We start from the raw sequence: 12168 nt of genomic DNA on the forward strand, positions 1-12168 counted from the left end.
GGGCATTGTTTTTGTACGCGACGGCAGGTTGCGCTCGCGAGCGAGTCTGCTAGCGGCGGACGCGTCTTGACGTTTTCGTTTCGGTTTCCTCTAATGGATGGGAGCGGCGCGCGGCGCTTTTTTCCTGCTTGCGCGCCGAGCGACGAACAACCCGACCGGCTACGGAGCGTGGATGAACAAGACCGAATTGATCGAACATATCGCAAGGCAGGCGGACCTGTCGAAGTCGGCGGCGGCGCGTGCCCTCGACGCGCTGCTCAGCGGCGTCACGAGCGCGCTGCAGCAGGGCGGCGCGGTGACGCTCGTCGGCTTCGGCACGTTCGAGGTCGGCAAGCGCGCTGCGCGCGTCGGCCGCGACCCGCGTACTGGCGAGGCGATCGAGATCCGCGCGGCGAACATGCCTAAATTTAGGGCTGGCAAAGCACTAAAGGATGCGCTAAACTGATGGGCTTGTTATTTGAAGGGGCGATGCCCCGGTCTAGAACGGTGTGAATCCGGAGCGGGTGCTTAGCTCAGTTGGTAGAGCGGCGCCCTTACAAGGCGTAGGTCGGGAGTTCGAGCCTCTCAGCACCCACCAGTTCCGTTTCGCGACACGCGTTCGACGCAACCCGAAGAAGACTGCAGCAATGACTGAAACCCGCATGGCGATTGCCTTTGCGGGTTTTTTGTTTTGCGGCGCCGTTGGAGAAACGCGGCTCGCTTGAAGGCGCCGCTCCCGGCCAGTCGCCGAATTACAGCGATGACGACGCCGGGGCGCGTATTGCGGCGCCACGCTGCGATCGTTTGGCGTCGTTCGGCTGGCCTCAAGATGCCATGGGTGCCGTGCCATGGGTGCAGCGTCGTCGGCTCGCATGTGCGGGCGGGCGCCGCGCACTCACGGCCCGCCGCGGCGCGGCTCGTGGCGCGCGAGGCCGGCGGCGATGCCGCACCACATCACACGGACTGCTTCGTCCGATCCTGGCGCTTGTTCACCGCGTCGTCGAGCATCCGCTCGGCATTCTTGAACGCGTCGCGCAACGCGACGTACACGTCCTCGTCGGATTCGCGATTGGACACGAGCTCGCGCCCCGGGATCGTCACGTCGATGTGCACGTCGAACGGCTTGCCCCGGTGCTTGTGCTTGTCGTCGAGGATCACGCTGACCCGGCAGCGGATGATGTCGGCGCAATAGCGTTCGAGCTTGGCGGCGTGGCGGGCGACGGCCTCTTCGAGCGTGTCGGAGCGAGGCATGCCTTGAATCGAGATTTCGAGCGGTAATTTCATTGTTGTACTCGGTGAAAAACGAAGTTGGTCGTGCGTATGCGTCGTCGACCACGGACGATGCGCGAAGCGGATTCGCGCGGCTCGGATCCTTGCGGGCGGCGACGCGTTCATTGTTCGCCGTGGCCCGAATTGCGGCTTGACGTCGATCAACGCTGGGCGATTGCGTTCGGACGGGCGCGAGGTGCATTCACGGCGCGCGTGCGCCGTGATGCGGCGGCGCATCTTGCGTGAGCGGGAAAGGTGCGACGCGCATGGTATGAACGCGAGCGTCGCACACCGCAGCGCTCGGTGCGCGAGCGCCCGATGCGCGGCATGGCTTCGTTGACTCAGGTCAACGTCGGCGCGGACACCTGCCATAGGCTGAGGTTGTCGTTGCATTCGTTCGGTGTCATGCAAGGAGCGTCTCCATGAACCATCGCACGCGGCCTTTCAAGGCAGGCAGTCACGAAGAGGTTTATCCCGGGCTCGCGCAAGATCCTTATGCGATGCGTCGCAAACTGCGCGAGCCGACGGTGTGCCCGACCTGTGGCGCGGTCTTCAGCGCCGGGCGCTGGCAGTGGCTCGCGCGTCCCGACGACGCGCACGAGCATCAATGCGGCGCCTGTCAGCGTACCGCCGAGCGTCTGCCGGCCGGCTATCTCCATATCGACGGACCATTCGCCAACGAGCATCTGTCCGAGCTGCTCCAGTTGCTGCGCCATCACGAGGAGCGTACGCGCGAGGGGCACCCGATGCAGAGGATCATGTCGATCGACACCGACGACGGCGCGACGGTCGTGACCACCACCGACGTCCATCTGGCGCGCAATCTCGGCTCGGCGCTCAAGTCCGCATATCAGGGCTCGCTCGACCTGAAATACAGCCTCGACGAACAGCTCGTTCGCGCGTATTGGCGTCGATGAGCGCCGCGCGCGAATGCGCAGGACGTCGAGCTGCGTTGACGCGCATCATTCGGCGGACCGGCCGCCCGCACACAGTCGTTTCGTGGCGAACGCATTTTCGTCATGCTGGCGACGCCGCGTGAACGCGCTTCGCATGGAGCGCCGTGCCTCGATTGTGGTTCCTCGGCCGTGCCGTGGCGCTCGACGCGCGGCGGGCTGGCCGGGACCATGCTCCGGCTGTCGTAGACAGGCCGCCACGAGACCGAAGATGAGGAAAATCAATCCCGAGCAATATCACCTGAATTTCAGGTGATGCTGGGCAGGCCGGCGAATAGTCCGCTCGGACCCGTGCTCGACGGATTCTTCCGAATGCATCGGCCGGCGCTCGCGGGTAGCGCGATCGACGAACGCGACAAGCAGCTGATCGCGATCGCGGCGCAATGCGACGACTATATCGACGACTGTATTGGCTACTACGTGCACGAAGCGTTACATGCGGGCGCGTCCGATCGCGAGATTCTCGACGCCGCCGGCGTCGTGGTGATGATGGGCGGCGGGCCTGCCGTCGTCTACGCGTACCACGGACGAGGCGTTCGAGCAGTTCTCCGGGGCCGCGTCATCGGTGCCGCTCGATGCGGTGCTGGCCGGCACGGCGACCGTCGACGATCCCGCCCGGGCGGCGCGATTTTTCGCGCTCGTCTCGGCCGGGCGATTGTCGGCGTGCGGCGGCGGTCGGTTGGCGGTGCGACACGGTGCGATTCGCGCTTTGGCTTTCATGCCGGTTGCCGTTGCCGATGAGGCCGGCAACTCGCGCGTTTCACATCGTCGACGGAAGGCGGGGGCCGTGAGTGGCGATTGGCAATTCGTGAGGCGTGGTCCGTCGTAGATCGTGCCCCGAATCGCAAGCGGCAAACAAATAAATTGCCGTTGCGCCCGAACGACAGCTTCGGATACCATTGCAGATTGTCGCGCTGTCGCGGTAGCTGCTGGGTCCGGCCGAGTGCGCCGAGTGCGCGCCTTGCCCGCCCAGGGTTCGAGCGAGCCGGGCGCCTCGGCATGCGGTTCGGTGCCATTCCCCGCATGCAAGCAAGACCAAGGAGCGGTAGTTCAGTCGGTTAGAATACCGGCCTGTCACGCCGGGGGTCGCGGGTTCGAGTCCCGTCCGCTCCGCCATCATCCCGAAAGGCGAACTCCGGTTCGCCTTTTTTCTTGCCCGCTGTTGTAATATCGGGCGTTTTGTCCAGCTCACGCCGTCACGCATGCTCGATTTCTTTCGCAATCACCAGCGCCTGATGATGTTCTTCCTGCTCCTGATCGTGCTGCCGGGGCTTGGGATCGTCGGCATTCAGGGTTTCCGTGGGTTCTTCGACGAAAGCGCGAACGTCGCGGCCGTCAACGGACACAAGATCACGCGTGCCGAGTTCGACGGCATGCTGCGCCAGCAGATCGACCAGGCGCGCCAGGCGCTCGGCGCGCAGTTCGACATGAAGGCGTTCGACACGCCGGAGCGCCGTCAGCAACTGCTCGACGGACTGATCCAGCAGCGCGCGCTCGCCGACGAGACGCAGCGCCTGCACCTGACCGCATCGGACGGCGCGGTGCGCCAGACGCTCCTCGGCGATCCTGTGATCTCGTCGCTGAAGAAGCCGGACGGTTCATTCGATGCCGAGCGCTACACGCAGATGCTCGCGATGCAAGGCATGACGCCCGATCAATACCAGGAGCGCGTGCGCTACAGCCTCGCGCTGCAGCAGATTCCGACGAGCATCGTGTCGAGCGCGTTCACGCCGAAGAGCGTCGCGCGCCGCCTGACCGAACTCGCCGAGCAGCAGCGTGAGGTGCAGCCGATGGTGCTGAAGTCGGCCGATTACGCGGCGAAGGTGCAGCCGACCGACGCGCAGATCTCCGCCTATTACGACGCGCACAAGCAAGCGTTCGCGACGCGCGAGACGGCGACGATCCAGTACCTCGTCTACTCGCAGGCGACGGCCGCCGCGGCGGCGCAGCCGAGCGACGTCGACATCAAGAAGTACTACGACGACAACATCGCGCACTACCGCACCGACGCGCAGGTGCGCGTGAGCCACATCTTCATCGCCGCGGCGAAGGACGCGAGCGCGGCCGACAAGGCGGCCGCGAAGGCGAAGGCTGAGCAGTTGCTCGCTGAAGTGAGGGCGCATCCGGACCAGTTCGCACAGATCGCCGAGAAGAACTCGCAGGATGCGCCGTCGGCCGCGAAGGGCGGCGACCTCGGCTTCATCACGCGCGGCTCGACCGCGGGCGGCACTGCGTTCGACGACGCCGCGTTCGCGCTGAAGAAGGATGAAATCAGCGGCGTCGTGCAAGGCGACTTCGGCTTCCACATCCTGAAGGCGACCGACGTGAAGCCGGCCGTCGTGAAGCCGCTCGCGGAGGTGAAGGATTCGATCGCCGCCGACCTGAAGCAGCAGTTCGCGGCGAAGGCGTTCGCCGACAACGCGGAAGGCTTCTCGTCGACCGTGTACGAGAAGGCGAAGAGTTTGCAGCCGGCCGCCGACAAGTACAAGCTGACGGTCCAGACCGCGACGGTGTCGCCGCAGCCGAACCCGGCGCTGCCGCCCGACAGCCCGCTCAACAACGCGAAGTTCCTCGCGGCCGTGTTCGCCGTCGATTCGGTGAAGAACGGCAACAACACGCAGGCGATCGACGTCGGCAACAACACGCTGATTGCCGCGCACGTGACGAATCACCAGCCGTCGGTCGTGCCCGCGCTCGACGCGATCAAGGATCTGGTGCGCGCGAAGGTGGTCGCCGAAGAGGCGGCGCGCCTCGCGAAGCAGGACGGCGAAGCGAAGCTCGCGGAGTTGCGCAAGTCGAAGTCGACGGCGGGCTTCGCCGCGGCCGACAAGATCTCGCGCACGCAAGCGCACGGGCTGCCGCCCGCGGCGGTGAGCGCGATCTACAAGGTCGATCCGAAGACGCTGCCTGCGTACGTCGGTGTCGATCTCGGCAGCGACGGCTATGCGATCTTCCGCGTGAATTCGGTCGCGGCCGCGGCGCCCGTCGACGATCAGCGCCTCGGAGCCGCTCAGCAGCAGCTCGCGCAGGTGTACGCGCAAAGCGAGACGGAGGCGTATCTCGCGTCGCTGCGCGCGCGCTCGAAGGTCAAGCTCTACGGCTCGGCCGCCGACATCGCGAAGGACGGCTCGAACTGACGACGAACGGTGTGCGCGAGCGCGCCGGTTCGATGAGGAAACAGCCCCGCCATCGCGCGGGGCTGTTTCATTTCTGCGAACTCGACAGTCTCGGGCGGCTCAGCGGGCGTTCGGGGCTCGATTCGTCGAGCGATGTCGGGCGCTATGGCCAGAGCAGCGGGCGAGGGCGGCGGCGCGATGCGAAGCCGCATCGGCGTGTCGGCGTGTCGTATCGGCCGGCGTGTCGGCGCTCGGCGCTCGGCGTCTCCGCGCATCAGCGTATCAATGCGACGACGCGCGCAACAGCGGCTTGAGCGCCGGCCATACGTTGTCGAGCAACCGGCGCTGTGCGGCCTGTGTCGGATGGATCTGGTCGGCCTGGAACATGTCGGGCTTGTTCTCGATGCCGGCGAGCAGGAACGGCACGAGCGGCACGCGCATCTCCTTCGAGAGCGCCGTGTAGACGCCGTGGAATTTCTGCGTGTAGTCGGGCCCGTAGTTCGGCGGCACGTACATGCCGACGAGCAGTACCTGCGCGCGCGCCTGCCGCGCCTGTGCGACGATCTCGCGCAGATTGCTTTCGGTCGCGGTGAGCGGCACGCCGCGCAGCGCGTCGTTCGCGCCGAGCTCGACGACGACGACGGCGGGCTTGAGCCGCGCGAGCACCGCAGGCAGCCGCGCGCGGCCGCCGCTCGTCGTGTCGCCGGAGATGCTTGCGTTTGCGACGCTATAATCGATCCGCTCGGCCGCGAGGCGTGTGCGCATCAGCGCAACCCAGCCCGTGTCGCGCGGCAGGCCGTACTCGGCCGACAGGCTGTCGCCGAGCACCACGATCACCGGCTTGCCGCCGTGAGCGTCCGTCAACGGCGCGGCATTCGTTGCGGCGGATGCCGGGCCGCCGAACGTCGCGATCACGGCGAGCGTTGCGCCGACCTTCCAGCGAAAAGTGCGTTTCATGCTCAAGATTACCGATCCGATCATCGAAGTACGGAATGTGTGCAAGCGTGTCACCGATGCCGTCGGCGAACTGACGATTCTCGACGGCATCGACCTGACGGTCCGTGCGGGTAGCAGCGTCGCGATCGTCGGGGCGTCCGGATCGGGCAAATCGACGCTGCTCGGCCTGCTCGCCGGCTTGGACAGCGCGACCGAGGGCACGGTTCGCCTGTTCGGCCAGGATCTCGGCCAGCTCGACGAGGACGCACGCGCGGCGCTGCGCAACGGCACGGTCGGCTTCGTGTTCCAGTCGTTTCAACTGATGCCGCATCTGACCGCGCTCGAGAACGTGATGCTGCCGCTCGAGCTGCAGGGCGGTGTCGGCGCGCGCGAGACCGCGAAGCGCGCGCGCGCGTTGCTCGAGGAAGTGGGGCTCGGCGCGCGCACCGGCCACTATCCGAAGCTCTTGTCGGGCGGCGAGCAGCAGCGCGTCGCGCTCGCGCGCGCATTCGTCACGCGTCCGGCGCTGCTGTTCGCCGACGAGCCGACGGGCAGTCTCGACGCGGCGACGGGCCATGCGGTCATCGATCTGATGTTCGAGCTGAATCGCACGCACGGAGCGACGCTCGTGCTCGTCACGCACGATCCCGAACTCGCGCGCCGCTGCGGCACGACGGTCGTGCTCGAAGCGGGGCATTTGCACGGCGCGGATCACGTGCGGCACGAGGCGAGCTGACGCGGGGAGCAGCGCAGGCTTGACGCCGGTGCGTCGGGCGGTCATCGGCCGGCGGTCGGCGAACTTGCCCGTCGCGGACCGATTCGGCGATGCTGCGGGCGCCTGTGCTGTGGGACGGCGTTCGGCTTGCGCGGCGCAGAGAAGCCGATGCTGTGAAACCGCAAGACCCTAAGACCGGCAGCCGGGCCGCTCGGAATCGATGCATCGCGCGCACCGAGCGGCACGACGACGGCGCATCGCGGCCGCAGCGCCCGTCGCCGCGCGTCTTGCCTATCGACCCAGCGCCTTTCGCGCGCGCGCGATCAGCGTCGACGTCGACGAATCGTGCTTCGCCGGATCGGCTTGCGCGGCCGTAAGATCGGCCTCGACGACCTTGCCGAGGATCTTGCCGAGCTCGACGCCCCACTGATCGAACGGATTGATGTTCCATACGGCCGCCTGTACGAGCACCTTGTGCTCGTACAGCGCGATTAGCGCGCCGAGCGTGCGCGGCGTGAGCGCGTCGACGAGCAGCGTCGTCGTCGGCCGGTTGCCCGGGAACGTCTGGTGCGGCGCGAGCTCGGGCTTGTCCGGGCCGGCGATCTTGCGCGCTTCGTCGAGCGTGCGGCCGAGCATCAGCGCCTCGCTCTGCGCGAAGCAGTTCGCGAGCAGCTTCGGATGATGGCTCGCGAACGGATGCTCGGGCGTGAGCACGGCGATGAAGTCGATCGGCACGAGCGTCGGGCCCTGGTGCAGCATCTGGAAGAATGCGTGCTGCCCGTTCGTGCCGGGCTCGCCCCAGGTGACGGCGGACGTCGGGTAGTCGACGAACGCGCCGTCGATTTGCGCAGACTTGCCGTTGCTCTCCATCTCGAGCTGCTGCAGATACGACGGCAGGTAATGCAGCGCTTCCGAGTACGGCGCGACGAGGTAGCTCTGCGCGCCGAAGAAATGGCGATACCAGATGCCGACGAGGCCCTGCAGCACCGGCAGGTTGCGTTCGAGCGGCGCGATGCGGAAGTGCTCGTCCATGTCGTGCGCGCCGGCGAGCAGCTCGTCGAAGCGCTCCGGCCCGATCGCGATCATGATCGACAGGCCGACCGCCGACCACAGCGAATAGCGGCCGCCGACCCAGTCCCACATCTCGAACACGTTCGTCTCGGCGATGCCGAACTTGACGACCTCGGCGGGATTCGCCGACACGCCGACGAAGTGCTTCGCGAGCGCGTTCTCCGGGCAGCCCTTCGCGACGAACCAGTCGCGCAGCGAGCGCGCGTTCGTCATCGTCTCGAGCGTCGTGAAGGTCTTCGACACGATGATCGCGAGCGTCTCTTCCGGATCGATCTGCTCGAGCACGCGCGCGAGATCGGCGCCGTCGACGTTCGACACGAAGTGCGTCGAGATGTCGGGCGTCGCGACGTGATGCAGCGCATGGACGACCATCTTCGGCCCGAGGTCCGAGCCGCCGATGCCGATGTTCACGACATGGCGGATCCGCTTGCCGGTGTAGCCCGTCCACGCGCCGCTGCGCACCGCGTCGGCGAAACGCGCCATCTTCGCGCGCTCGGCCGCGACCTGCGCGTGGAACGGCGCGTCGGGCGAATTCGCGCGCAGCGCGGTGTGCAGCGCGGCGCGGCCCTCGGTCGGATTCACGATCTCGCCCGCGAACATCGCGTCGCGGCGCGCTTCGACGCCCGCTTCGCGCGCGAGCTGGACGAGAAGACGCAGCGTCGCGTCGGTGATGCGGTTCTTCGAGAAGTCGGCGGCGAGGCCGCCGCCTTCGAACGTGAAGCGCTCGGCGCGCGTGGGGGCGGGATCGTTGGCGAGGGCGAACCAGTCGCGCAGATGCGCGTCGCGGATCTCTTCGTAGTGCGCTTGCAGCGCGGGCCAAACGGGGAGCGAATTCAGCGTCATGGCGATCAGGAGCGAAACAGCACGAATCGGGGAAGGCCGCGCCCGCATGCCGGCGCGCGGCATGCGGGCGGACGAGGAGCCCGCCTACGGCGGGACGATCAGTATAGCGGCGCTTGGCCCGGCGTGGCGGGCCGCGTATAAAACAGCCGATTGATCAGCACGCGCACCACGGCCGCGAGCTCGCCCGCGGCCGTGCCCGCCGGGCCCGCGCCCGCCGCGCACAGCCGCTCGGCGGCGAGCCCGTGCAGGTAGACGCCCGCGAGCGCGGCTTCGAAGCGCGGCATCCGCTGCGCGAGGAACGCGCCGATCAGGCCGCCCAGCACGTCGCCCGTGCCGCCGGTGGCGAGCGCCGCGTTACCGGTCGGGTTGATCGCGACGCGGCCGTCGGGCGCGGCGATCACGGTGCCGGACCCCTTCAGCACGACGACCGCCGAGAAGCGTGCGGCGAGCGCGCGGGCGGCCGCGACGCGGTCGCGCTGGACGTCGGCCGCATCGGTCGCGAGGAGGCGCGCGGCTTCGAGCGGATGTGGCGTGAGGACCGCGGCGTCGCCCGCGCGGCCGCGCGCGGCGAGCGCATCGGCGAGCTCGGGCGTCTTCGCGATCAGGTTCAGGGCGTCGGCGTCGATCAGCTTCGGCGCATCGAGCGGCAGCAGCGCCGCGAGCGTGCGCGCGGCGCGCTCGCTCGCGCCCAGCCCGCAACCGATCGCGAGCGCGGTGAGCGCGGCGGCCGGCAGCGCGTCGGCGGGATGCAGCATCAGCTCCGGATATGGCGGATCGTACGGCGGCGCGCCCGCGCCGACGAAGCCGACGTGGACCTTGCCCGCGCCCGCGAAGAGCGCCGCGCGCGCGGCGAGGATCGGCGCGCCGCACATGCCGGTGTCGCCGCCGACGATCGCGACGCTGCCGTACGTGCCCTTGTGCGAGGCGAACGCGCGTTCGGGCAGGCGCGCGCCGAAGAGGTCGGGGGCGTTCAGCCGGATCGCGGGCGCGGCGAGCGCGTCGAGATCGAGGGGCGCGACGTGAATCTCGCCAGCGAGATCGCGCCCGTCGCCGGTGTAGAGGCCGGGCTTCGCGGCGATGAACGACAGCGTGTCGGTCGCCGCGACAGCGGGCCCCGCGCCGACGTGCACGCCGGTGTCGCTGTCGAGGCCGCTCGGCACGTCGAGCGCGAGCACGCGGCCCGTGTGCCGCGCGCGCGCCGCCATCCGCTGTGCGATCGCCGCGAACGCGCCGTCGAGCGGCCGCGCGAGGCCGATGCCGAACAGGCCGTCGACGAGCCAGCCGTAGCCGTCGAACGATCCGGGCGCCGCGTCGTCGATCGGCACGTTCGCCGCGCGCGCGCGTTCGAGCGCCCAGCGCGCGTCGTCGGGCTTCGCTTCGATCGGCATCCAGACGTCGGCCGCGAAGCCGAGCCGCCGCAGCTCGGCCGCGGCGACGAGCGCGTCGCCGCCGTTGTTGCCGGGGCCGACCGCGAACCAGACGGGCCGCGGGTCGCTGACGAGCCGCGTGGCGAGCCATTGCGCGGCGGACTTGCCCGCGCGGTCCATCAGCGTGTGCGGCGGTAGCGCTGCGGCGGCCCCGGTTTCGACGCCGCGCAGCTCGGCGACGGTCAGGAGCGGCTCGCTCGCGTGAATCGGCGGCGCGTCGAACGGATCGGACGAGTGAAGCAGGGGAGAATCGGTAGTGACGATCATGGGCGGCTCGCGATCACGCGCCGCCCGCGTGCAGCCGGGTGGCGTCAGGTGGCAAAGCGCTCCGCGCGCAGCGCGGCGAGCGTGTCGGCGGGCACGCGCTGCGCGCCGCCGCCGACGTAATCCGCCACCACTTTAGCAGACCCGAACGCGAGGCCCCAGCCCGCCGGGCCGTGGCCGAAGTTGACGAAAATCCGCGGATCGGCCGTCGGCCCGACGACCGGCAGACCGTCCGGCGACAGGAGCTTCGCGCCTTGCCACGCGCGCGCGGCGGAGATCTTCGCGGTGCCGGGCAGCCAGTCGTGCGTCGCCTGGCCGAGGAGCGCGAGCGCCGCTTCCGACAGCGGCTCAGGCAGCGGCCGCGCGATGTCCTTCGCGCTTTGCAGCACCGCGCCGCCGCCGATCCGCAGCCGCTGGCCGAGCCGCGTGATCGTGATCCGCTTGACCGAATCGACGATGCTCAGATGCGGCGCGTGCTCCTCGTACGCGAGGGGCGCCGTCAGCGTGTGGACGCGCACCGGATGCAGCGGCGCGTGCACGCCGAGCCGCTCGACGAGCGCGAGGCTCTCGGTGCCCGCCGCGACGACGATCGCGTCGGCCGAGACCACGTCGACTTCCTTCGATTTCGCCGCGCGCGGGTCGGCCGGGTCGGGCGCGAGCTCGACGGCCGCGCGCTTCGCGTCGGTGCGGATCGCGGCGACCGCGCGGCCGAGCCGGAACTGCACGTCGCGCTCGTCGAGCACCTGCTTGACGAGCTTCACGAAGAGCGGGCAGTTCGCCGTGCGTTCCTGCGCGAACAGCACGCCACCCGCGAACGCGGGCTCGGTCGGCATCGACGGCTCGAGCGCCGCGCATGCGGCGGGCGTGAGCGTCTCGTAAGGCAGGCCGAGGTCGCGCATCAGGTCGAGCGCGGGCTGTGCGTCGTCCCATTCGGCTTGCTCGCGCACGACGTGCAGCACGCCGCTCTTCTGCTCGAATTCAAGGCCGAAGCGGGCTTCGACGTCGGCGATCGCATCGCGCGACAGTTCGACGAGCGGCCGCAGCTTCGCGTACTGCGCGGCGAACGCGGCGGGCTCGCGCAACGCGTCGAGGCGGCGCGTGAAGCGCCGCAGCGCGCCGTTGAAGCCCGGCCTGTAGACGATGCCGCTCTTCTGCGCGCGCCGCTCGCGCATGAAGGTCGGGCCGAACCACACGTCGAGCGGCGTCGGCAGCAGGGCGCCGCCCTGGCCGTAGCTCGCGCCCTGCGCGACCGTCGCGTGGCGTTCGACGACGCACACGCGATGGCCGGCCGCGCGCAACTGGTAGGCGGTGGCGATGCCGGCCATGCCTCCGCCGATGACGATTACATCCATGTTCGATTCGATGACAGGCGCCGCATCCGGCCCGATTGAAGATCCGCGTGGCAGGCCGTGCCCGGCCTGGTGAAGCGCGCATGATAGCGCCAAATGACGCGCGCCGGCCGGTGCGGGTGCGCGCGGCGCGGCTCGATGCATGCGGGCGGGCGCATGCGGGCGGCCGTTCGGCGGGCGACTTCCGGGTATAATTACGGCCTTCCTTACGCCCCACGTCGCCAGCTTGCGCGACTCATCGACGTC

10 protein-coding genes and 2 tRNA genes are annotated in these 12168 nt (G+C 68.9%); 7 read left to right on the top strand and 5 right to left on the bottom strand.

What is annotated here, in order from left to right:
* Positions 1 to 172: 172 nt before the first annotated feature.
* Together WS70_RS08065 and WS70_RS08070 are read left to right on the top strand one after the other, a co-directional pair.
* Positions 173 to 445: an HU family DNA-binding protein gene (locus WS70_RS08065; RefSeq protein ID WP_059471297.1), complete on the top strand. Its 273-nt coding sequence runs from the start codon at positions 173 to 175 to the stop codon at positions 443 to 445.
* Positions 446 to 501: 56 nt separating this feature from the next.
* Positions 502 to 577: transfer RNA gene (locus WS70_RS08070), tRNA-Val, on the top strand.
* Positions 578 to 933: 356 nt separating this feature from the next.
* On the opposite strand, the gene WS70_RS08080 is transcribed toward WS70_RS08070, so the two are convergent.
* The gene (locus WS70_RS08080) at positions 934 to 1263 is read right to left on the bottom strand and encodes an HPF/RaiA family ribosome-associated protein (protein WP_059471250.1); all 330 of its coding nucleotides are present in this window, start codon (positions 1261 to 1263) and stop codon (positions 934 to 936) included.
* A gap of 407 nt (positions 1264 to 1670) precedes the next feature.
* Between WS70_RS08080 and WS70_RS08085 the strand changes: the two genes are divergently transcribed.
* The 4 genes from WS70_RS08085 to WS70_RS08100 all read left to right on the top strand — a co-directional run bounded on the left by WS70_RS08085 (position 1671) and on the right by WS70_RS08100 (position 5338).
* Positions 1671 to 2165, top strand: a complete 495-nt coding sequence (locus WS70_RS08085; RefSeq protein ID WP_059471251.1) for a BCAM0308 family protein — start codon at positions 1671 to 1673, stop codon at positions 2163 to 2165.
* Positions 2166 to 2492: 327 nt separating this feature from the next.
* Positions 2493 to 2942: a carboxymuconolactone decarboxylase family protein gene (locus WS70_RS08090; RefSeq protein ID WP_226382820.1), complete on the top strand. Its 450-nt coding sequence runs from the start codon at positions 2493 to 2495 to the stop codon at positions 2940 to 2942.
* A 298-nt stretch (positions 2943 to 3240) separates the two neighbouring features.
* Positions 3241 to 3317, top strand: a tRNA-Asp gene (locus tag WS70_RS08095).
* Positions 3318 to 3403: 86 nt separating this feature from the next.
* Positions 3404 to 5338, top strand: coding sequence for a SurA N-terminal domain-containing protein (locus tag WS70_RS08100; RefSeq protein WP_059597099.1), 1935 nt, complete (start codon positions 3404 to 3406; stop codon positions 5336 to 5338).
* Positions 5339 to 5599: 261 nt separating this feature from the next.
* Here WS70_RS08100 and WS70_RS08110 read toward each other — a convergent pair whose 3' ends face one another.
* Complete coding sequence (locus WS70_RS08110) at positions 5600 to 6274, bottom strand: arylesterase (RefSeq protein WP_059471253.1); 675 nt, start codon at positions 6272 to 6274, stop codon at positions 5600 to 5602.
* Here WS70_RS08110 and WS70_RS08115 point away from each other — a divergent pair.
* Positions 6273 to 6989 carry an ABC transporter ATP-binding protein gene (locus WS70_RS08115; RefSeq protein WP_059471254.1) on the top strand — a complete coding sequence of 239 codons (717 nt, stop codon included), beginning with the start codon at positions 6273 to 6275 and terminating at the stop codon, positions 6987 to 6989. The two genes, WS70_RS08110 and WS70_RS08115, sit on opposite strands and share 2 nt — an antisense overlap.
* Positions 6990 to 7259: 270 nt before the next feature.
* On the opposite strand, the gene pgi is transcribed toward WS70_RS08115, so the two are convergent.
* The 3 genes from pgi to WS70_RS08130 all read right to left on the bottom strand — a co-directional run bounded on the left by pgi (position 7260) and on the right by WS70_RS08130 (position 11925).
* A complete protein-coding gene (gene pgi, locus WS70_RS08120; RefSeq protein WP_059471255.1) occupies positions 7260 to 8882 on the bottom strand; it encodes a glucose-6-phosphate isomerase in 1623 nt (540 codons plus the stop codon).
* Between the two features lie 98 nt (positions 8883 to 8980).
* Positions 8981 to 10576, bottom strand: a complete 1596-nt coding sequence (locus WS70_RS08125) for an NAD(P)H-hydrate dehydratase (protein WP_059471256.1) — start codon at positions 10574 to 10576, stop codon at positions 8981 to 8983.
* A 44-nt stretch (positions 10577 to 10620) separates the two neighbouring features.
* Complete coding sequence (locus tag WS70_RS08130) at positions 10621 to 11925, bottom strand: FAD-dependent oxidoreductase (protein WP_059597098.1); 1305 nt, start codon at positions 11923 to 11925, stop codon at positions 10621 to 10623.
* Positions 11926 to 12168: the final 243 nt, after the last annotated feature.

The organism is Burkholderia mayonis (assembly GCF_001523745.2).
In the GTDB taxonomy this organism is placed as follows: domain Bacteria; phylum Pseudomonadota; class Gammaproteobacteria; order Burkholderiales; family Burkholderiaceae; genus Burkholderia; species Burkholderia mayonis.

Excerpts from the sequence above, each read along its gene's own strand:
- WS70_RS08130 (WP_059597098.1), bottom strand. The coding sequence starts at position 11,925 with ATGGATGTAATCGTCATCGGCGGAGGCATGGCCGGCATCGCCACCGCC.
- WS70_RS08085 (WP_059471251.1), top strand. The coding sequence starts at position 1,671 with ATGAACCATCGCACGCGGCCTTTCAAGGCAGGCAGTCACGAAGAGGTT.
- WS70_RS08110 (WP_059471253.1), bottom strand. The coding sequence starts at position 6,274 with ATGAAACGCACTTTTCGCTGGAAGGTCGGCGCAACGCTCGCCGTGATC.
- WS70_RS08080 (WP_059471250.1), bottom strand. The coding sequence starts at position 1,263 with ATGAAATTACCGCTCGAAATCTCGATTCAAGGCATGCCTCGCTCCGAC.
- WS70_RS08100 (WP_059597099.1), top strand. The coding sequence starts at position 3,404 with ATGCTCGATTTCTTTCGCAATCACCAGCGCCTGATGATGTTCTTCCTG.
- WS70_RS08115 (WP_059471254.1), top strand. The coding sequence starts at position 6,273 with ATGCTCAAGATTACCGATCCGATCATCGAAGTACGGAATGTGTGCAAG.
- WS70_RS08065 (WP_059471297.1), top strand. The coding sequence starts at position 173 with ATGAACAAGACCGAATTGATCGAACATATCGCAAGGCAGGCGGACCTG.
- WS70_RS08125 (WP_059471256.1), bottom strand. The coding sequence starts at position 10,576 with ATGATCGTCACTACCGATTCTCCCCTGCTTCACTCGTCCGATCCGTTC.
- pgi (WP_059471255.1), bottom strand. The coding sequence starts at position 8,882 with ATGACGCTGAATTCGCTCCCCGTTTGGCCCGCGCTGCAAGCGCACTAC.